At 72.0% G+C, this 19,220-nt stretch carries 17 protein-coding genes; 9 read left to right on the top strand and 8 right to left on the bottom strand.

Annotated features, from left to right (window positions below; genetic code table 11):
• Positions 1-29: 29 nt before the first annotated feature.
• The 3 genes from ychF to ISO16_RS25380 are packed head-to-tail and all read right to left on the bottom strand — an operon-like array spanning position 30 to position 2,176.
• The gene (gene ychF / locus ISO16_RS25390; RefSeq protein ID WP_006934885.1) at positions 30-1,109 is read right to left on the bottom strand and encodes a redox-regulated ATPase YchF; all 1,080 of its coding nucleotides are present in this window, start codon (positions 1,107-1,109) and stop codon (positions 30-32) included.
• Between the two features lie 12 nt (positions 1,110-1,121).
• On the bottom strand, positions 1,122-1,730 hold the full coding sequence (locus tag ISO16_RS25385) for a class I SAM-dependent methyltransferase (protein ID WP_065922849.1): 609 nt from the start codon (positions 1,728-1,730) through the stop codon (positions 1,122-1,124).
• Between the two features lie 29 nt (positions 1,731-1,759).
• Positions 1,760-2,176, bottom strand: coding sequence for a hypothetical protein (locus ISO16_RS25380; protein WP_072634688.1), 417 nt, complete (start codon positions 2,174-2,176; stop codon positions 1,760-1,762).
• A 127-nt stretch (positions 2,177-2,303) separates the two neighbouring features.
• On the opposite strand from ISO16_RS25380, the gene ISO16_RS25375 reads away from it, so the two are divergent.
• Positions 2,304-3,482: an AI-2E family transporter gene (locus ISO16_RS25375; RefSeq protein ID WP_072634687.1), complete on the top strand. Its 1,179-nt coding sequence runs from the start codon at positions 2,304-2,306 to the stop codon at positions 3,480-3,482.
• Positions 3,483-3,492: 10 nt separating this feature from the next.
• Here ISO16_RS25375 and ISO16_RS25370 read toward each other — a convergent pair whose 3' ends face one another.
• The gene (locus ISO16_RS25370; RefSeq protein WP_072634686.1) at positions 3,493-6,468 is read right to left on the bottom strand and encodes an AAA family ATPase; all 2,976 of its coding nucleotides are present in this window, start codon (positions 6,466-6,468) and stop codon (positions 3,493-3,495) included.
• Positions 6,465-7,640 carry an exonuclease SbcCD subunit D gene (locus ISO16_RS25365; protein WP_072634685.1) on the bottom strand — a complete coding sequence of 392 codons (1,176 nt, stop codon included), beginning with the start codon at positions 7,638-7,640 and terminating at the stop codon, positions 6,465-6,467. Before ISO16_RS25365 ends, ISO16_RS25370 begins: the two co-directional genes overlap by 4 nt.
• A gap of 84 nt (positions 7,641-7,724) precedes the next feature.
• Here ISO16_RS25365 and ISO16_RS25360 point away from each other — a divergent pair, with 84 nt between their 5' ends.
• Both ISO16_RS25360 and ISO16_RS25355 read left to right on the top strand, forming a co-directional pair.
• Positions 7,725-8,888: a DNA recombination protein RmuC gene (locus ISO16_RS25360; protein WP_072634869.1), complete on the top strand. Its 1,164-nt coding sequence runs from the start codon at positions 7,725-7,727 to the stop codon at positions 8,886-8,888.
• A 53-nt stretch (positions 8,889-8,941) separates the two neighbouring features.
• The gene (locus ISO16_RS25355) at positions 8,942-9,862 is read left to right on the top strand and encodes a DUF6542 domain-containing protein (protein WP_083662451.1); all 921 of its coding nucleotides are present in this window, start codon (positions 8,942-8,944) and stop codon (positions 9,860-9,862) included.
• 10 nt (positions 9,863-9,872) lie between these two features.
• On the opposite strand, the gene ISO16_RS25350 is transcribed toward ISO16_RS25355, so the two are convergent.
• Entirely contained in the window at positions 9,873-10,874 is a 1,002-nt protein-coding gene (locus tag ISO16_RS25350) for a 4-hydroxy-3-methylbut-2-enyl diphosphate reductase (RefSeq protein ID WP_006932912.1), read from the bottom strand.
• A 79-nt stretch (positions 10,875-10,953) separates the two neighbouring features.
• On the opposite strand from ISO16_RS25350, the gene ISO16_RS25345 reads away from it, so the two are divergent.
• From ISO16_RS25345 to ISO16_RS25335, 3 genes are read left to right on the top strand one after another with little or no spacing between them, the layout of a single operon-like run.
• A complete protein-coding gene (locus ISO16_RS25345) occupies positions 10,954-11,688 on the top strand; it encodes a lipid droplet-associated protein (RefSeq protein WP_050034827.1) in 735 nt (244 codons plus the stop codon).
• The gene (gene xseA / locus ISO16_RS25340; protein ID WP_072634683.1) at positions 11,685-12,932 is read left to right on the top strand and encodes an exodeoxyribonuclease VII large subunit; all 1,248 of its coding nucleotides are present in this window, start codon (positions 11,685-11,687) and stop codon (positions 12,930-12,932) included. Before ISO16_RS25345 ends, xseA begins: the two co-directional genes overlap by 4 nt.
• Positions 12,933-12,942: 10 nt before the next feature.
• A complete protein-coding gene (locus tag ISO16_RS25335) occupies positions 12,943-13,212 on the top strand; it encodes an exodeoxyribonuclease VII small subunit (protein ID WP_072634682.1) in 270 nt (89 codons plus the stop codon).
• A 12-nt stretch (positions 13,213-13,224) separates the two neighbouring features.
• On the opposite strand, the gene ISO16_RS25330 is transcribed toward ISO16_RS25335, so the two are convergent.
• Positions 13,225-13,794, bottom strand: coding sequence for a DUF4245 domain-containing protein (locus ISO16_RS25330; RefSeq protein WP_072634681.1), 570 nt, complete (start codon positions 13,792-13,794; stop codon positions 13,225-13,227).
• Positions 13,795-13,972: 178 nt separating this feature from the next.
• Here ISO16_RS25330 and glpX point away from each other — a divergent pair, with 178 nt between their 5' ends.
• The 3 genes from glpX (at position 13,973) to ISO16_RS25315 (ending at position 17,574) form a co-directional block, all read left to right on the top strand.
• Positions 13,973-15,010 (top strand): class II fructose-bisphosphatase, encoded by a 1,038-nt coding sequence (glpX, locus tag ISO16_RS25325; RefSeq protein ID WP_006932905.1) that lies wholly within the window; start codon positions 13,973-13,975, stop codon positions 15,008-15,010.
• 84 nt (positions 15,011-15,094) lie between these two features.
• The gene (locus ISO16_RS25320) at positions 15,095-16,504 is read left to right on the top strand and encodes a class II fumarate hydratase (protein ID WP_029542230.1); all 1,410 of its coding nucleotides are present in this window, start codon (positions 15,095-15,097) and stop codon (positions 16,502-16,504) included.
• 95 nt (positions 16,505-16,599) lie between these two features.
• On the top strand, positions 16,600-17,574 hold the full coding sequence (locus ISO16_RS25315) for a phosphotriesterase family protein (protein ID WP_072634680.1): 975 nt from the start codon (positions 16,600-16,602) through the stop codon (positions 17,572-17,574).
• Between the two features lie 51 nt (positions 17,575-17,625).
• Here ISO16_RS25315 and ISO16_RS25310 read toward each other — a convergent pair whose 3' ends face one another.
• Positions 17,626-19,143: a class I adenylate-forming enzyme family protein gene (locus ISO16_RS25310; protein ID WP_072634679.1), complete on the bottom strand. Its 1,518-nt coding sequence runs from the start codon at positions 19,141-19,143 to the stop codon at positions 17,626-17,628.
• Positions 19,144-19,220: the final 77 nt, after the last annotated feature.

Raw genomic sequence — 19,220 nt, 5'->3', positions numbered from 1 at the left:
TAACGCCGCCACCTGGGGCGGCGCAGCCCCTAGACGTTGAAGCGGAACTCCACGACGTCGCCGTCCGCCATCACGTAGTCCTTGCCCTCCATGCGGACCTTGCCCCGGGCCTTCGCCTCGGCCATCGACCCGGCCGAGTCGAGGTCCTCGAAGGAGACGACCTCGGCCTTGATGAAGCCCCGCTCGAAGTCGGAGTGGATGACGCCGGCGGCCTGCGGTGCGGTCGCACCCTGCGGGATGGTCCATGCACGAGCCTCTTTCGGCCCGGCGGTGAGGTAGGTCTGCAGGCCGAGAGTGTGGAAGCCGACGCGGGCGAGCGAGTGCAGGCCCGGCTCGGTCTGGCCGATGGACTCGAGGAGCTCCTGGGCCTCGTCGGGCTCGAGTTCGATCAGCTCGGATTCGACCTTCGCGTCGAGGAACACACAGTCGGCCGGGGCGACGGCCGCGCGGAGCTCCTGCTGCTTCGCCTCGTCGGTGAGCACCGCCTCGTCGGCGTTGAACACGTACAGGAACGGTTTGGTCGTCATGAGGTTCAGCTCGCGCAGCAGGCCGAAGTCGAGCGAGTCCTTCGCCGCGAACAGGGTCTTCCCCTCGTTGAGCACGCCCTGGGCCTTGACGGCCTCGTCGAACTGCGGCTTGAGTTCCTTGTTCTTCTTCGCCTCCTTCTCGAGGCGTGGCAGGGCCTTCTCCAGGGTCTGCAGGTCGGCGAGGATCAGCTCCGTCTCGATGATCTCGATGTCCGCGAGCGGATCGACGCGGCCGTCGACATGGACGACGTCGTCGTCGGCGAACACCCGCACGACCTGGCAGATGGCCTCGGCCTCCCGGATGTTGGCGAGGAACTTGTTGCCGAGCCCGGCACCCTCGGAGGCGCCCTTGACGATGCCGGCGATGTCGACGAACGACACGGTCGCGGGCAGGATCCGCTGCGACCCGAAGATCTCGGCGAGCCGCTCCAGCCGCGGATCCGGCAGTTCGACGACGCCGACGTTCGGCTCGATGGTGGCGAACGGGTAGTTCGCGGCAAGCACTTCGTTCTTGGTCAGCGCGTTGAACAGCGTCGACTTTCCGACGTTGGGAAGACCGACGATTCCGAGGGTTAGGCTCACGGAATCGATATTCTACGTGGTCGCGGTCGCGCCCCTTCCATCCCCACGGCGTGCGACGGCCACCAGCCACTCGGCGTCGTCGTGCCACGGCCGCAGGTCCCAGGTGGCGAAGCGGTGCTCGAGGCTCAGGCCGGCGGCCGCGAGGTCGGCGGCGAACCGCGACGGGCGGTATGCCGCGCCGGTGGTGAAGCCGGCGACGAACACCCCACCGGGACGCAGATGCGCGGCGATCCGCTCGAGCACGGTCCGCTCCGAACCGGGCGCGAGGAACACCATCACGTTGCCGGCCGAGACCACCGCGTCGAACCGCTCGCCCGGCAGATCCAGCTGTGCCAGGTCGGCGAGATGCACGGTCAGCTCCGGGTGCGCCCGGGCCTCCTCCACGAGCACCGGGTCGAGGTCGACGGCGGTCACGCTGTGGCCACGCCGGGCCAGCTCGAGCCCGACACGGCCGGTGCCGCAGCCGGCGTCGAGGATCCGCGCGCCGCGCGGAACGAGCACGTCGACGAACCGGGCCTCCCCGTGCAGATCCGTCCCCGCATGGGCGAGCTCGGCGAACCGCTCGATGTAGGCCCGGGAATCCCCGGCACTGCGCTCGGACTGCCATCGCGTCGCGGACATGGGCCCGATGCTAGCCCGGGCCGCGGGCGTCAGCAGGCGACGCGGACGAGCTGCGAGATCCGGCCGGCCTGCTCCTCGGTGGGAGCGGTGTCCCCGTTCTGTGCCAGCTCCCCGACCTTCGCGATCACCTCCTGATCGCTCGCGCCGGAGTCGATCAGCGGGCACGTCTCGATGACGATCGCCTCGATGGAGGCGTCGTCGCGGTCGGCGGCGAGGTTGGGATAGCCCGTGCGGAACGCGGCGACGAACGTCGCGAGCTTCGCCTCGTCGAAGGCGCCGCGCGCCCGCTCGGCCACGCTCGACGCGGCGGAGGCGAGGCTCGAGGCCGCCCCGCCGAGCGTCGTGCGCGCCGCATCGGATTCGTTCGACGCGTCGTCACCGGAACTGCAGGACACGAGCACGGCGGCCACGGCACCCGCGGCCAGCACGGCGGTGAGCTTCCTCATGATCAGAGCCTGCCACGATCCGGGTGTTCGCGCCGGTGAACCGCCCCGCGGGGCGCGGTTCCCGTAGATTGCAGACGAGCCCGATCCACGTCGTCGAGAGCATCGGAAGGACCGTCCGTTGAGCGATGTGCAGAGCACCGAGCGGAAGCCACCGGCACCGAAACCGGACCGCACCACGCTGATCGCCTCCGGCGGGTTGACGCTGGCGAAGTGGTCGGCGGCGTTGGTGGTGATCGCGGCGGGCGCACTGGTCATCGGCTGGATCATCGAGAAGATGTGGGTGATCGTCCTGCCCGTGGCGCTGGCGATCGTCATCGCCACGATGCTGTGGCCGCCCACCCGCGGCATGATGAAGCGCGGCGTGCCGCCGGCGGCCGCGGCGGGCCTGACCCTGTTCCTGTTCTTCGCGATTCTCGGCGGCATCATCGCCGGCATCGTCCCGTCGGTGGTGGCGCAGGCGCCGGAGCTTGCGAACAAGACCACCGACGGCATCAACAAGGTGCTGGACTGGGTGCAGGGCCCCCCGGTCAATCTGAAGGACGAGCAGCTCGAGAACGCGACGCAGGTGGTGATCGACAAGGTCCAGGAGAGCGGCGCGACCATCGCCAGCGGCGTGTTCACCGGTGTCAGCACGGCCGGTTCCCTGCTGGTGACGATCGGTCTGGTACTCGTCCTGGTGTTCTTCTTCATCAAGGACGGCCCGCGGTTCATCCCGTGGGTGCACGCCGTCGGCGGCGGTCGCGCCGGGCGGCACCTCGAGGAGGTGCTGATCCGGATGTGGAACACCCTCGGCGGTTTCATCCGCACCCAGGCGCTCGTCAGCTTCATCGACGCGTTCTTCATCGGTCTGGGGTTGGTCATCCTCGGAGTGCCCCTCGCGCCCGTGCTGGCGATCCTCACGTTCATCGGCGGGTTCATCCCGATCGTCGGTGCCTTCGTCGCCGGAGCGCTCGCCGTCCTCGTGGCGCTGGTCGCGAACGGTCTGACCACCGCGATCATCGTTCTCGTCATCATCATCGCGGTGCAGCAGCTCGAGGGGAACGTGCTGCAGCCCGTGCTGCAGTCACGCAGCATGCACCTGCACGCGGTGGTGGTGCTGCTCGCCGTCACCGCCGGGACGTCGCTGTTCGGGATCATCGGCGCGTTCCTCGCCGTCCCCGTCGCGGCCGTCGCCGCGGTGGTGCTGCGCTACATCGGCGAGCAGATCGACGAACGCAGCGCCGCGCCGGAGGAGCCCGAAACCGCCGGGGAGGAGACCCCGGCGCTGCCGCCGGGACCGGCGGCAGCCGAGCCGGGCCCGGCCTGATCGGCGGGGCTCAGCTCGCGATCTCCACCGTGGATCCGGTGCGGCCGCGCACGACGTGCAGGCGGCTGGGGATGCGCTGACGCATCTCGTCGACGTGGCTGACCACGCCGACGACGCGGCCGCCGGCGCGTAGCTCGTCGAGCACCCCCATCACTGCGTCGAGCGCGTCGGCGTCGAGCGTGCCGAACCCCTCGTCGATGAACATCGTGTCGAGCACCAGTCCCCCGGATTCGGCGGCGACGACGTCCGCGAGCCCGAGGGCCAGCGCCAGCGACGCCTGGAACGACTCGCCGCCCGAGAGGGTCTTCGTCGACCGCACCGCACCGGTGTACTCGTCGTGGATGTCGAGGCCGAGGCCGCCGCGCTTGCCGTGCGTGCCGGCGGCATCGGTGTGCACGAACTCGTAGCGGCCGCCGGACATGCGCCGCAGCCGCACCGACGCCGACTCGGCCACCTCCTCGAGGCGAGCCGCGAGGACGTACGAGCGCAGCGACATCTTGCGCGTGTTCTGCCCGGTGCCCGCGACGACGTCGGCGAGCGCTGCGAGTTCGGCCTGCTCGTCCCGCAGCGGCACCAGCTTGGCGTACTCCTCTTCGAGGCGCGCCGCGAACTTCTCGATGTCGGCGTGGCGCCGCTCGGCCTCGGAGGCCGCGGACACCGCCGCGGCCAGCGCGGCCGCGCTCCGGGTGACCGCCGCCTCCGGTTCCGTCAGGTCCACCGGGTCGTCGCCGACCCGGGCGGTCTCCGGGTCGTCGAGCACGGCCTGCGCGGCCGCACGCCGGTCCGCCGCCGCGCGCAGGGCCTGCTCGATCTCGCGGAGGCGCGAATCGGGGCGCACCGCCGAGAGTGCCTGCTCGATGCTCGCGAACCCGGCCCGTTCGGCGGCTGCCGCCGCCTCCTGGGCCCGCTCGCGCGCGACCGTCGCGGCGTTCGCGGCCCGCACCCGGGCGTCGAGCAGGTTCGCCGCAGCACCGGCGAGCGCCGCGATCCGACGTCGGCGGGCGGCGAGGGAGTCCTCGGCACCGGCCGCCGTGGTGATGCGGGTGCGGATCTCGTCGGCCTCTGCCGCGGCGCTCTCCTCGCGGTGCGCGGCCTGGGCGACTTCGACGTCCACCGCGTGCGCCTGCTCGCGCAGGTCCGCGTCGAGCCCGCGCAGCCGGGCGATCTCGCCGCGATGGCGCTCGCGTTCGGCGGCGGTGGCCGCCGTCGCGGCGTGCGTGGCGGCGGCCGCGGCCCGCATCTCGGTGAGCGTGTCGAGACCGGCGTCACCGCAGCGCTGCCGCAGCACCGCGACGGTGTTGGCCGCGTCCGCGACCGCCGCCTGCGCCCGCGTCAGTTCCGCGGCGGCTCGCTGCTCGACCTCCCGGGCGGCGTCCTCGTCCGCCTTGGTCGCGGTGTCCGAGGCGGGCCGGGCCGGGTTCGGGTGCGCCGTGGCTCCGCACACCACGCACGGACGCCCGTCGACCAGATCGGTGGCCAGCTCGGCGGCCATCCCGGCGATGCGGCGCTCGCGCACGTCGAGCAGGGCGGTGCGGGCGTCGTGGTGTGCGTCGCGCAGGGCGACGACCTCGTCCTCGAGGCGTCGCAGCCGGGGGGCCCGGTCCTGGAGTTCGGTGGCGGCCGCGAGGGCGTCGGTGGCCCGCGCCAGTTCGGCCTCGAGCCGGGGCAGGGTGGCCGCGGCCCGCTCGGACCGGCGCGCGGCCTCCTCCGCGGCGTCGCGGCGGCCCGGAAGTCCCTCCAGTTCCGCGGCGATCCGCTCGGCGCGCACGGCCAGGTCGCGCCGCTGCTGCTGCAGGGCGACGCGGTCGGCCTCGAGCCGGGTCAGGCGCTGCTCCTGTTCGAGCAGGGCGTCGAGGCGGACCACCTCTGCAGACCACCGCTGTTCGTGGGGGCGGATCAGAGCGCGGTCGGTTTCGGCGGGGGAACCGTCGAGCTCGGCGACGAGGGCCTGTCCCTCCCCGTCGGCGGCGAGCGGGGCGGCCGCGGCCACCGCGGCGGCGTGTGCGGCGGCGGCGGCCTCCGCGGCGCGGTGCGCGTCGCGGGCGACGTCGACGACCGGCGCCGCCCGCCGGGCCGTCTCGAGTTCCGTGGACAGGGTCTGCAGCTCGCCGGCCGCGGCATCGAGGTCGGCGAGTTCGGCGACCGCGCGGGCGCGTCGTTCCTGGCACCGTCGCAGCTCGGTCGCCTCGGCGAGGACCGCCCGGTCGCGGGTGTCGTCGGCGCGCGCGACGTCGAGCGCCGCGAGCGCGAGATCGCGGCTCTCGGCGGCGTCGTCGCGCAGCCGGTGCGCCCACACGACCGGTTCGGCGTCGGCGCCGGCCTCGAGGCCGGCCGCGGCGCTGACCTTGGCGAGCAGCAGGTCGACGGCGCGTTGCTGTTCTTCGAGGCGTTTGGCGGCGGTGCTGCGGCGGTCCTTGAACCAGCGCTCGACGGAGCCGAATCGCGTGGTGTCGAACAGCCGCTCGAGCAGCTTGCCGCGGTCCTCGCTGTCGGCGCGCAGGAACTTCGCGAACTCGCCCTGCGGCAGCAGCACCACCTGGAAGAACTGCTCGGCACTCATCCCGAGCAGGCGCCGGACGGCCTCCCCGATGTCGGGCAGCCGCGAGAGGTGCTCGCCCGAGCCGTCGAGCCAGGTCAGGCTCGCCTTGGCATTCTGCTTGACGGTCCCGGTCCCGCGCAGCTTCGGGCGCTCGTAGTCGGGGCTGCGCACGATCCGCAGCCGCCGGCCCGCGATGGTCGCCTCGAGACTCACCTGCGGTGCGGTGCCGGCGGGGGCGTGGTCCGACAGCAGCCGGCGTCCGTCGGCGCGGGCTCCGGGCACCGTGCCGTACAGGGCGAACGCCACCGCGTCGAGAATGGAGGTCTTGCCGGCGCCGGTGCGGCCGTGCAGCAGGAACAGCCCGTCCGCGCCGAGCTCGTCGAAGTCCACCCGCACGGTGTCGGCGAACGGCCCGAACGCGGTGATCTCCAGCTGGTGCAGCCTCACGCGGACGCCTCCCCCGGTGCGACGGTCTGCTCGGTCCCGACGCCTGCGGCACGGTCGACGTCGCGCAGCGCCTGCTGCACCCAGCGCAGCTCCCGCTCGGACGGCTCCGATCGCACATCGGCCAGGAATCCGCGGGTGACGTCGAGGTCGCTTCGGCCGCGCACCTTCTGCCGGTAGGTGACGGTCGATGCCGCGACGGGCAGTTCCCACTCGACGTGGACGGCGCGGGGGAAACGGGACTGCAGCCGACGCATCGCGTCGAGGGGGCGCACGGCGTCGGTGAGGACGGCCGAGACGTAGTGGTCTTCCGCCCCGGTGTGCGCGACGTCGGTGAGCAGGTCGTCGAGGACGCCGGTGAGACGGCTCAGGCCCCGCACGACCGGCAGGTCGACGCGCTCGACGGCCGCCCGCCCGGTGGCGTCCAGATCGACGAGCCACACGGCCTTGCGGTGGGTGCGTTCGCCGAACGAGTACGGCAGCGGCGAGCCCGAGTAGCGGATGTGCTCGGCGACGGTCTGTGGGGAGTGGAGGTGACCGAGCGCGACGTAGTCGACGCCGTCGAACGCCGACGCCGGGACGGTTTCGACGCCGCCGACCGAGATCGACCGTTCGGAGCCGGCGGCCTCGGCGCCGACGACGAAGGCGTGGGCGAGCACCACGGCGCGAACGCCGCGGGCGCGCGCGTCGGCGCGGACCCGGTCCATCGCCGCCCCGAGGATCTCCGCGTGCGAGCGGGCCTCGGGCACCCCCAGTTCGGCGCGGGTGATCTCCGGCTCCAGATAGGGGATGCCGTAGAAGGCGACGGTGCCGTGGGCGTCGTCGAGCAGGACGGGCCGGTCGACCTGGGAGACCCGGGTGATCAGGTGCAGCCCGCCCTCGGCGGCGAATGCCGCGGCGGCGCCGAGACGGACGGGGGAGTCGTGGTTGCCGGACGTCGCGACGATGACGGCGCCGGCCCGGCGGATCGCCTCGAGTCCCGCGTTGCACACCGCGACGGCATCCGCGCTCGGGATGGACCGGTCGTAGACGTCGCCGGCCACCACCACCACGTCGACGCGCCGCTCGGCGACGAGGTCGGCGAGGGCAGCGAGGGCCTGCGCCTGGTCGGACAACAGGTCCACGCCGTGGAAGGTGCGGCCGATGTGCCAGTCCGAGGTGTGCAGGATCCGCATGCCGTCAGACCGTAGAGCAGCGCACCGACACGACATCGCCCGGTCCGGGTGAGCCTGTCGGTCGTCTCGGGCATCATGCGCACCATGACGGCACTCACGGCACTCGCGTTGCTCGCCGCCCTCGCACTCGGCGCGGTTCTCGGCTGGTTGCTGCACGCCGCGCGCAGCGGCGACCGCGCCGCGCGGGCGGAGGCCCAGCTCGCGGCCCTGCGCGAGAACGAAGCGCAACTGCGGCAGGCGCTCGGTGCCGTGAGCGAGGATTCCGCCCGCCGGCATTCCGGTGCGATCGGCGAGCAGGTCTCACGTCTCGTCGGGCCGTTGCAGGAGGCGGTGGGAGCCCTCGCGCGGCAGGTGGAGCACGTCGAGCGGAACCGGGTGCACGCCTACGCCGGCCTGACCGAGCAGGTCGAGGGCATGCACCGCGCCTCGCAGTTGCTCTCGACGCAGACGCAGCAGCTGGTGACGGCCCTGCGCGCCCCGCAGGTGCGCGGACGATGGGGCGAGATCCAGCTCGAACGCGTGGTCGAGCTCGCCGGGATGGTGCGGCACTGCGACTTCGACACCCAGGTCGCCAAGGACGGGGTGCGCCCGGATCTGCTGGTGTATCTCGCCGGCGGCAAGCAGATCGTCGTGGATGCGAAGGTGCCGTTCGCCGCCTATCTCGACGCCGCCCAGGAGGAGGACGTCGCCCGGCGGGACCAGCACCTGGTGCGGCACGCCCGCCAGGTGCGCACGCATATCGATCAGCTCTCGGCGAAGGCCTACTGGGAGTCGTTCGATCCGACGCCCGAGTTCGTGGTGCTGTTCGTCCCCGGCGACCCGTTCCTCGATGCGGCGCTGGCCGCGGATTCGGAGCTGCTCGAGTACGCATTCGCCCGGAACGTGATCCTGGCCACCCCCACCACCCTCGTCGCGCTGCTGCGCACCATCGCGCACACGTGGCGGCAGGAGGCCCTGTCGAAGGAGGCCGCGACGATCCACCAGCTCGGCCGGGAGCTGTACCAGCGGATCGGCGTCGTCGGGGGGCACCTCGATCGGCTCGGATCCCAGCTGGGCAAGGCCGTCGACTCGTTCAATCTGACCGTCGCGTCGATGGAGTCCCGGGTGGCGGTGACGGCGCGGAAGCTGAGCGAACTGGAGATCTTCGACGGCGAGCACCCGGAGGTGCAACCGGTCGACGCGTGGCCGCGCCGCACGACTCCGACCGACATCTCCGAGTCCGGCGGTCCTGTCGACGAAGCAAGTTGACCCGATGGGTCTAGTGTCGACATGTGTCTGCAACGCAACGTGCTCGCTCGGCGGTGCCGCTCGACATGCGGTCGGTGGCGCCCACTGTGCCTGGCGTCCCGTGGTGGGGCGCGATCCTCGTCGCGGCGGGCTCGACCCTGCTCGGCTTCCTCATCGACGCGGCACGCGGTAACGAGCTCGGCTCGGCGTTCTCCGCGTTCTACGTGCTCGGATGCATCGCGGCGGTGGCGGCCGTGCAGCACCGGGCGCTGTTCACGGCGATGGCGCAGCCGCCGCTACTGCTCCTCATCGCCGTCCCGATCGCGCAGGAGTTCCTCGTCGAATCCGGCGGCGGCGGCCTGAAGGATCTGGCGCTCAACGTCGCGTATCCGCTGGTGAACCGCTTTCCCGTGATGCTCACCGCCACGGTGGCGGTCCTGGTCGTCGGCGGCCTGCGGATCTTCCTGAGCCGGCCCCCGGTGCCGGCTCCGGCCCGAGCGGGCAGGACCCGAGCGGGCAGGAGGAGCGCACGCGCGGCAGCGCGTGCGGCCAAGGCCCCGTCGCGGGCCGCGCAGCAGGACCGCGACACCGCCGTGCCTGCGAAGCCGGCGCGGGGCCGTCGCGGGCGCCCGGCCGCGCGGCCGCCCGCCTCCACCAAGGCCAGCGTGCGGCAGGTGGCGGACACGCGCGACAACCCGGTGGTGCGGCGCCGCACCACCGCCCCGGCCCCGGCTCCGGACGCGGTCCGTCGCGGCGCAACCGAACCGGCCGCGGCACGTGACGTCGCCGACCGGCCGCGGCGCAGCGAACCGGCACCGCGACGGGCCGCCGAGGCCCGCCGGGAATACGACCGGCGCGGCGACCACCGGAGCCGCACCGACCGGCCCTACGAGCGGGGCGATGTTCCCCCGCCGCCCCGCAGGCAGTCCCCGGTTCCGGAGACCCCGGAACACCGGCGGCCCCGGGTGCGCTACCGGGACCGGTACGAGGACTGAGCGCGCCGGATCAGGCGCGCCGCGCGGAGCGCAGTTCCCGGGGCAGCGCGAACACCAGGGTCTCGTTGGCCGTGGTCACCGACTGCACGTCGGCGAAGCCGTGCTCGGCGAGCAGGTCGATCACGCCGCGCACCAGAACCTCCGGCACCGATGCGCCCGAGGTGATCCCGACGGTCTGCACGCCCTCGAGCCAGGCCGGGTCGACCTCGCGGGCGTAGTCGACGAGATGCGCGGCCCGGGCACCGGCACCCAGCGCCACCTCCACGAGCCGCACCGAGTTCGACGAGTTGCGCGAGCCCACGACGATGACGAGGTCGCATTCGGGCGCCATCGCCTTGACCGCCACCTGCCGATTCTGGGTGGCGTAGCAGATGTCGTCGCTCGGGGGGTCCTGCAGCAGGGGGAACTTCGTGCGCAGCCGCTGGACCGTCTCCATGGTCTCGTCGACGCTGAGGGTGGTCTGCGACAGCCAGATCACCTTGGCCTCGTCGCGCACGGTGACGTGGTCGACCGCGTCGGGCCCGTCGACGAGCTGGACGTGGTCGGGAGCCTCGCCGGCGGTGCCTTCCACCTCCTCGTGACCCTCGTGACCGATGAGCAGGATGTCGTAGTCGTCGCGGGCGAAGCGCTTGGCCTCCTGGTGCACCTTCGTCACCAGCGGGCACGTGGCATCGATGGTGCGCAGGTTGCGTTCGGCGGCGGAGGCGTGCACCGCGGGCGAGACACCGTGCGCCGAGAACACCAGCACCGCGCCCGCCGGCACCTGGTCGGTCTCGTCGACGAAGACCACGCCACGCTCGGCGAGGGTCTCGACCACGTGACGGTTGTGGACGATCTCCTTGCGGACGTAGATCGGGGCACCGTGCTTCTCGAGTGCCTTCTCCACCGTTTCGACGGCCCGGTCGACGCCGGCGCAGTACCCGCGCGGCTCGGCGAGCAGGACGCGCTTACCGGCAGCAGGTGAACCGGCCGACCGAGTGATTCCGACTTCGAGGGGAACAGGCGCAGACATGCCTCCAGGGTACGGGCCGTTCGCGGGGTCGGCCCTCGTCGGCTACCAATCGGGCGGCACGTGAGGCAGTCTGTTTCTCATGATCCGTCCACCGTTCATGGCGCGGGTGGCGGCCGGGCTGGCCGTCACCGCGTACGAAGAGACCCTCAAGCTGCCGTCCACCGCGGTCGCGCTGCCGATGACCACGGTCAGCCAGATCCTTCAGACAACGATGCGGATCCAGCAGACGATGACGTCGCTCGCCATCAAGGGCGACCAGCTGTTCGAGCTGCTCGGCGCGGCCCCCGCCGAGGAGCCGTCGTGGGCCACCTTCGACGACGACGCCGAGGTGCCGGCGGGCACTGCCGAGATGTCGACCGCCGCAGCGCCGGGGCGGTTCGCGCTCTACTCGATGCCGCCGGCCGCGGAGGCCGCGGTGCCGGTGGCCGCCGGCCCGAAGGCGGGCAAGTCCCCCGTCGCCGAGACGGAGACCGCCGGCTCCGGCGCCGCCGAGACCGGGTCGCCCGCCGAGTCCACCGCCGCGAAGATCAGCGCCGGCAAGACCGCCGTCGGCGGCGCCGACGCGGCCGGGGGCAAATCCGCGAAGAAGGCGGCGAAGAAGACAGCCGCCGGGAGCGCGGCAGGATCCGAGGTGCCCGAGATCGTCGAACTGCTCGACTACCCGTCGCTGACCCTGGCACAGCTGCGGGCCCGGATGCGCACCCTGTCGGTCGAGGACCTGCGGGCGCTGCTCGAGTACGAGAGCGCCACGCGCGCACGCGATCCGTTCGAGACCATGCTGTCCAACCGGATCGCGAACGCAAGCACCAAGTGACCTCCGCGCCCACGGTCACCCCGTCCAACTCCGCGGAGCATCCGTGGCCGGTCCGGACCGTCTCGCAGAAGGTCGCCGGCTGGATCGACCGGCTCGGTTCGGTCTGGGTGGAGGGCCAGATCACCCAGCTCAACGTGCGTCCCGGCACCCGCACCGCGTTCCTCACGTTGCGGGATCCGTCGGCGGACATGTCGCTGTCGGTGACGTGCTCGCCGCAACTGGTGCAGAACTCCCCCGTACCGCTCACCGAGGGCAGCCGGGTGGTGATGTTCGGCAAGCTGTCGTTCTGGACCGGCCGCGGCACCCTCGCCCTGCGGGTCACCGAGATCCGCGCCGTCGGTATCGGCGAACTCCTCGCCCGCATCGAGCGGCTGCGTGCGCTGCTCGCGGCCGAGGGACTGTTCGACCCTCGGCTCAAGCGGCCCCTGCCGTTCCTGCCGCAGCGGATCGGTCTGATCACCGGGCGCGCGAGCGCCGCCGAGCGGGACGTGCTCAGCGTCGCGCAGCGCCGATGGCCGGCCGTCCGTTTCGCGATCCGCAACACCGCCGTCCAGGGGCCCACCGCGGTCCCGCAGATCCTGGATGCGCTCGAGGAACTCGACGCCGACCCGTCCGTCGACGTCATCGTGCTCGCGCGCGGCGGCGGCAGCGTGGAGGACCTGCTGCCGTTCTCGGACGAGGCGCTGTGCCGCGCGATCGTCCGGTGCACGACGCCGGTGGTCAGCGCCATCGGGCACGAACCGGACAGCCCGCTGTCCGACCACGTCGCCGACCTGCGGGCGGCGACCCCCACCGACGCCGCCAAACGGATCGTGCCGGACGCGGTGGCCGAACAGGACCTGGTGGACGAGCTACGAGGGCGGTCGGCGGCGGCGCTGCGGAACTGGGTGCGCCGGGAGGAGCAGGTGATCGAGCAGTTGCGCAGCCGGCCGGTGCTCGCAGACCCCCTGCGCACCGTCGACCGGCGAAGCGAGGAGATCGAGCGGCTGCAGCAGTGCGCCCGTCGCGACGTGACCCGCGCGATCGACGCCGAGGCCGCCCGGATCGAGCACCTCGGTGCGCGGCTCGCGACCCTCGGTCCCGCCGCCACCCTCGCCCGCGGCTACGCGGTGGTCCAGCGGGTGGTCCCCGACGGGGATCCGGAGGTGCTGCGGTCGGCCGGCGACGCACCGCCCGGCACCCAGCTGCGGGTGCGGGTCACCGACGGGGCGCTGCGCGCCGCCGTCATCGGACGAGAGAAGTGACGGGGAACGGATGAGCGAGACGAAGACCACGGCCGCGAGCGGCCCGAAGACCACCTCCGCGAGCGGCCCGAACGACGACGTGGCGGAGTTCGGCTACGAGCGTGCGCGCGACGAACTGGTCAACGTGGTCAAGATGCTCGAACAGGGTGGCTTGGACCTGGACGATTCGCTGGCGCTGTGGGAACGGGGCGAGGCGCTCGCGCGGCGCTGCGAGGAGCATCTCGCCGGTGCCCGGCAACGTGTGGAGACCGCGCTGTCGCACGCCGACGACGAGGAGTGAGCGGAGCGGCTGCTAGGGCTGCAGCGGTTCGGCCGCACCCGCGGCGGTCGCCAGCTCGCGGAACTCGGCCTCGTCGCCGGAGCCGCCGATGAGGATCCGGACGTCGCCGAAGTCGGACACCCACAGCGGTTCGACGCCCTCGCCGCCGTAGACCACCCAGTCGCGGCCGGCGAGGCTCTGCGCCCCGGTCGCGGTGCGCGGCTCCCCGGCGACGAACCGCACCAGCTCGTCCTCCCCCGCATTCGACTGGGTGAACCGCACGTATCGGCCGTCAGGGGTGATGAATCCGACGGTGCTCGAATCGCCACCCTGCTCGCCGGTGATGATGCTGCGGCTGCCGGAGTTGGCCTGCCAGTCCTCGGGCACCTTCGGCTGCCGGATCGGGAAGTCCAGCTCGCGGGCGTCGTACTTCAGGCCGGCGTCGACGTCGAAGCTGGGCACGGGTCCCGCAGTGGGGCCGCCGGGGCTGAAGGAGCATTGGCTGGCGATCGCGGCCACGACGACCATGATCAGCAGAAGCGGGATCAGCGACCACGCCATGTCGCGCGTGTCGTGGAGAATGCGGGGTTTCTGGGAGGCCACGCTTCCAGTCTGACAGCCGTCCGCACCGATACCCGCACGTGGCCGGGTCCGAGCCCCGCCGACGGGGCGGTGATGAGAGAATTACCACTCGAAACCATCGGAACCCGGCGGCTGTCCCCTCGGCGGCCGTCCCGCGTCGGCGTCCGCGCCGACCGACTGCATCAGGAGGCAGTAGCCCATGACGGCCAGCACCCCGACCCGCCGCCAGGCCCCGGACCGCAATCTCGCCCTCGAGCTGGTGCGTGTCACCGAGGCCGCGGCGATGGCTGCGGGCCGCTGGGTCGGCCGCGGTGACAAGGAAGGCGGCGACGGCGCCGCCGTCGACGCCATGCGTCACATGGTCAGCTCGGTGTCGATGCGCGGCGTCGTCGTGATCGGTGAGGGCGAGAAGGACGAGGCGCCCATGCTCTACAACGGCGAGGAGGTCGGCAACGGCGACGGCCCGCTGTGCGACGTGGCGGTCGACCCGATCGACGGCACCACCCTGATGGCGAAGGGTGCGCCCGGCTCCATCGCGGTGCTCGCCGTCGCCGAGCGCGGCGCCATGTTCGACCCGTCCGCCGTGTTCTACATGGACAAGATCGCCGTCGGCCCGGAGGCCGCGGACGTCATCGACATCACCGCGCCCGTCGCCGAGAACATCAGCCGGGTCGCGAAGGCGAAGCACTCGGAGATCTCCGACATCACCGTCACGATCCTCGACCGTCCCCGGCACGCGCAGCTCATCAGCGATGTGCGCGCGACCGGCGCGCGCATCCGCCTGATCTCCGACGGTGACGTCGCCGGCGCGATCGCCGCGGCGCGCCCGGGTTCGGGTGTCGACATGCTGCTCGGCATCGGCGGCACCCCGGAGGGCATCATCGCCGCGGCCGCGATGCGCTGCATGGGTGGCGCGCTGCAGGGCCGGCTGGCGCCGAAGGACGACGCGGAGCGGCAGAAGGCGATCGACGCGGGCCACGAACCGGGCCGCGTGCTGACCACCACGGACCTGGTCAAGGGCGAGAACATCTTCTTCTGCGCGACCGGCGTCACCGACGGCGAACTCGTCAAGGGTGTCCGCTACTACGGCGGCGGCGCGACGACGCAGTCGATCGTGATGCGCAGCAAGTCCGGCACCGTCCGGATGGTCGAGGCGTACCACCGTCTGAAGAAGCTCAGCGAGTTCACGTCGATCGATTTCCACGGCGTCGCGGGGGCCGTTCCTCCCATGCCGTGACCCGCTTCGCGGTCGTGGTGTCCTTTCGGATCTCCGCCGGTCCGAAGGGGCGCCCCTGCGGCGCGAGCCGCCTACTGTGAAGCCATGGCCGAAAATCCCGAGCAGCAGTTCCGAATCGAACACGACACCATGGGTGAGGTCCGGGTCCCGGCCGACGCCCTGTGGCGCGCTCAGACCCAGCGGGCCGTGGAGAACTTCCCGATCTCCGGCCGCGGCCTCGAACGCACCCAGATCCGCGCGATGGGCCTGCTCAAGGCGGCGTGTGCCCGGGTCAACCAGGACCTGGGCCTGCTCGACGCGGAGAAGGCCGACGCGATCGTCGCCGCCGCTACCGAGATCGCCGAGGGCCTGCACGACGACCAGTTCCCCATCGACGTGTTCCAGACCGGTTCGGGCACGAGCTCGAACATGAACGCCAACGAGGTCATCGCGAGCCTCGCCGCGCAGCGCGGGGTGACGGTGCATCCCAACGATCACGTCAACATGTCGCAGTCGTCGAACGACACCTTCCCCACCGCGACGCACGTCGCCGCCACCGAGGCGGCGGTGAAGGATCTCATCCCGGCCCTCGACCAGCTGCGGGCGTCCCTCGCCGCGAAGGCGGAGGAGTGGAAGCGGGTCGTCAAGTCCGGCCGGACCCATCTGATGGATGCCGTGCCGGTCACGCTCGGGCAGGAGTTCGGGGGCTACGCCCGGCAGATCGAGGCCGGCATCGAGCGGGTGCAGGCGACGCTGCCGCGGCTCGGCGAGCTGGCCATCGGCGGCACCGCCGTCGGGACGGGCCTGAATGCCCCCGAGGGGTTCGGCCCCCGCGTCGTCGCCGAACTGGTGCGCGCGACCGGGGTGGAGGCGCTGACGCCGGCGAAGAACAGTTTCGAAGCGCAGGCCGCGCGCGACGGTCTGGTCGAGGCGTCCGGGGCGCTGCGGACCATCGCGGTCTCGCTGACGAAGATCGCGAACGACATCCGGTGGATGGGGTCGGGTCCGTTGACGGGTCTCGCCGAGATCCAGCTGCCGGACCTGCAGCCGGGCAGCTCGATCATGCCGGGCAAGGTGAACCCCGTGCTGCCGGAGGCGGTGACCCAGGTGGCGGCGCAGGTCGTGGGCAACGACGCGGCCGTGGCGTGGGGCGGCGCCGCGGGCGCGTTCGAGCTCAACGTGTACATCCCGATGATGGCCCGCAACCTGCTCGAGTCGTTGCGCCTGCTGGCCAACGTCTCGCGCCTGTTCGCCGAGCGGTGCGTCGACGGTCTCGTGGCGAACACCGAGCACCTGCGCACACTGGCGGAGTCGTCGCCGTCGATCGTGACGCCGCTGAACTCGGCGATCGGATACGAGGAGGCCGCCGCGGTCGCGAAGGAGGCGCTGCGGGAGAAGAAGACGATCCGGCAGGCGGTGATCGACCGGGGCCTGATCGGCGACGGCCTGAGCGAGGAGGAGCTGGACCGGCGGCTCGACGTGCTGGCGATGACGCGGGTCGAGCCGCAGGGCTGACTGCGCCCGACGCCGGTGGGGTCTTGTGACAGGCGTCTCATCGTGGTCTCATATGAAGCTGAATTCCAATTCAGGTCTTCAGGAAGCGAGACGCCATGACCACCGTCCCCACCGTCACCGGCACCGTCGACAGCGGCAGCCTCGGCCGGACGTTGATGCACGAGCACCTGTTCGTCCTCTCCCCCGAACTGCACGGCAACTGGGACATCGGCGTCGACCTCGACGCGGCGGTCGCGGAGGCGATCGGCCGCGTCCGGGAGGTGCACGCGGCCGGCTTCGACACGTTCGTCGACCTCACCGTGGTCGGCACGGGCCGCAACATCGACCTGATCCGGCGGGTCGCCGAGGCCACCGACATGAACATCGTCGTGGCGACCGGTCTCTACACCTACATGGACCTGCCGCACTACTTCCACTACCGCGGCCCCGGCACCCTGTTCGGTGGCCCGGAACCCCTGGTGGACTTCTTCGTCCGCGACATCGAGGAGGGCATCCTCGATTCCGGAGTGCGCGCCGGAATGCTCAAGTGCGCCATCGACGCTCCGGGCCTGACCGCAGGCGTCGAGCGCACGGCCCGGGCCGTGGCGGTCGCCCACCGCCGCACCGGCGTGCCGATCACCGTGCACACCCACGCCCACTCCGAGTCGGGGCTGGTGATGCAGCGCCTGTTCACCGAGGAGGGTGTCGACCTCTCCCGTGTGATCGTCGGCCACAGCGGCGATTCCGACGACATCGGCTACCTCACGTCGCTGATGGACGCCGGGTCGTACATCGGCATGGACCGCTGCGGCGTCGACGTCTACCTCGGCTTCGAGCAGCGGGTGAAGACCATCGCAACCCTCGTCGAGCGCGGCTATGCCGGCCGGATGCTGCTGTCGCAGGACTACGCCACCCTCAACGACTGGCTCGATCCGAAGATGCTCGCCGTGGAGACGCCGCGGTGGAGCTACATGCACCTGCACAACGACGTGCTGCCCGCCCTGCGGGAGGCCGGGGTGAGCGAGGCGGACATCGACCGGATGCTGATCGACAACCCGCGCGAGATCTTCGAACGCCGCGACACGTACTGAGTCGGGTGCCGTCCGCTGCCGGGTGTGGCACCCGGCAGCGGACGGCGCGGATCACACCGCCGACTCGGTGCGGCGTACGACGAACCGGGACAACTCGTCCCGGTCGATGGCCCGCTTGAGGATCTTCCCGGACGCCCCCTTCGGCAGTGCGTCGACGAAGCGGACGATGCGGGGTGCCTTGTAGGCGGACAACCGCTCCCGGCACCATCGCACGACGTCCTCGGCGTCGGCGCCGCCGCCGTCGCGCAGCACGACCACCGCGGCGATCTCCTCGCCGTAGTGCCGGTCCGGGACGCCCACCACGGCGGCCTCGACGACGTCGGGATGCTCGTAGAGCACCTCCTCCACCTCGCTGGGGTACACGTTGTAGCCGCCGCGGATGACGAGGTCCTTGACGCGGTCGACGATGCGCAACCGGCCCTGCTCGTCGAACTCTCCGAGGTCGCCGGTGCGGAACCAGCCCTGCTCGTCGAGCACGGCCGCGGTGTCGGCCGGGCGCTGCCAGTAGCCGGCCATGACGACGGGTCCGCGGACGAACACCTCCCCCACCTCGCCGGGCCCGCACGGGGCACCGTCCGGCCCGTAGACCTCGACCTCGATGTCCGGGGCCGCGGTTCCGCTGTACCCGATGCGCGCCGGGACGTCCCCCCATGAGAAGGTCGCCATGGCCGTGGTTTCCGTCAGGCCGTAGCCCTCCCGGATGGTGCAGCCGAAGCGCTGCCCGAAGTCGCGGGCCACCTCACCCGGCAGCGACGCTCCCCCCGAGACCGCCAGCCGCAGCCCCTCGAAATCCGCCGGGCCGTAGGGCGATTCGGCATGCAGCATCGCGTTCCACATGGTCGGAACCCCGCACACCACCGTCAGCCGATCCCGGACCACGAGATCGAGCATCGCCGCCGGGTCGAACGGGGACAGCAGGGACAGGGAGGATCCGGCGGTGAACGCCGACATCATCACCGAGGCCTGGCCGAAGATGTGGAACAGCGGCAATCCGGTCCCCACGCGGTCCTCGGGTCCCGATCCGGACAATGTGCACGAAATACGGCCCGCGGACAGCAGATTCGAGACGGTGAGCTGGGCCCCCTTGGGGCGGCCGGTGGTGCCCGACGTGTACAGCACCGCCGCGATGTCGCCGTCGGCACGGTCGACGGGGTCGATGGGGTCCTCCTCGACCGCGGCGCCCGGCTCCAGCGGCAGCCACGGCACGCCGAGACCCTCCGCGGCCTCGGCCACCGAGGCGGAGGCGCCGTGCCAGGCGATCGCGAGCACGGCCCGCGAGTCCCCGAGCGTATAGCTCAGCTCGGCCGCGGTGGACATGGTGTTCACCGGAACCACCACGGCGCCGACCGCCTGGATGCCCAGGTAGGCCACGACGAATTCGGGTACCGACGGGGCGAGCAGGAGCACCCGGTCGCCGGTGGTGACGCCGCGACCGCGGAGCAGTGCGCCGTAGCGCAGCGCGTCGTCGCGAAGCCGGCGATAGCTTCGCTGCCCGTCCTGCGTGCGCAGGGCGATGCGTTCCGGCGCCGCGTCCGCATGGGCGAGGACGGGGTCGAGAACACTGGCCATGACTGGTTTCCCTTCGTCGAGTGACATTTTGGGGGGAGGCCCGCTCGTGATTGACATCACATGACGGATGCCCCAGA

The organism is Rhodococcus sp. M8, from assembly GCF_015654185.1.
In the GTDB taxonomy this organism is placed as follows: domain Bacteria; phylum Actinomycetota; class Actinomycetes; order Mycobacteriales; family Mycobacteriaceae; genus Rhodococcus; species Rhodococcus aetherivorans.
Note: the sequence above shows the minus strand (reverse complement) of the source record. Positions and strands in the feature narration are given on the sequence as shown.

Excerpts from the sequence above, each read along its gene's own strand:
- ISO16_RS25315 (WP_072634680.1), top strand. The coding sequence starts at position 16,600 with ATGACCACCGTCCCCACCGTCACCGGCACCGTCGACAGCGGCAGCCTC.
- ISO16_RS25320 (WP_029542230.1), top strand. The coding sequence starts at position 15,095 with ATGGCCGAAAATCCCGAGCAGCAGTTCCGAATCGAACACGACACCATG.
- ISO16_RS25385 (WP_065922849.1), bottom strand. The coding sequence starts at position 1,730 with ATGTCCGCGACGCGATGGCAGTCCGAGCGCAGTGCCGGGGATTCCCGG.
- ISO16_RS25335 (WP_072634682.1), top strand. The coding sequence starts at position 12,943 with ATGAGCGAGACGAAGACCACGGCCGCGAGCGGCCCGAAGACCACCTCC.
- glpX (WP_006932905.1), top strand. The coding sequence starts at position 13,973 with ATGACGGCCAGCACCCCGACCCGCCGCCAGGCCCCGGACCGCAATCTC.
- ISO16_RS25345 (WP_050034827.1), top strand. The coding sequence starts at position 10,954 with ATGATCCGTCCACCGTTCATGGCGCGGGTGGCGGCCGGGCTGGCCGTC.
- ISO16_RS25365 (WP_072634685.1), bottom strand. The coding sequence starts at position 7,640 with ATGCGGATCCTGCACACCTCGGACTGGCACATCGGCCGCACCTTCCAC.
- ISO16_RS25350 (WP_006932912.1), bottom strand. The coding sequence starts at position 10,874 with ATGTCTGCGCCTGTTCCCCTCGAAGTCGGAATCACTCGGTCGGCCGGT.
- ISO16_RS25360 (WP_072634869.1), top strand. The coding sequence starts at position 7,725 with ATGACGGCACTCACGGCACTCGCGTTGCTCGCCGCCCTCGCACTCGGC.
- ISO16_RS25310 (WP_072634679.1), bottom strand. The coding sequence starts at position 19,143 with ATGGCCAGTGTTCTCGACCCCGTCCTCGCCCATGCGGACGCGGCGCCG.
- ISO16_RS25380 (WP_072634688.1), bottom strand. The coding sequence starts at position 2,176 with ATGAGGAAGCTCACCGCCGTGCTGGCCGCGGGTGCCGTGGCCGCCGTG.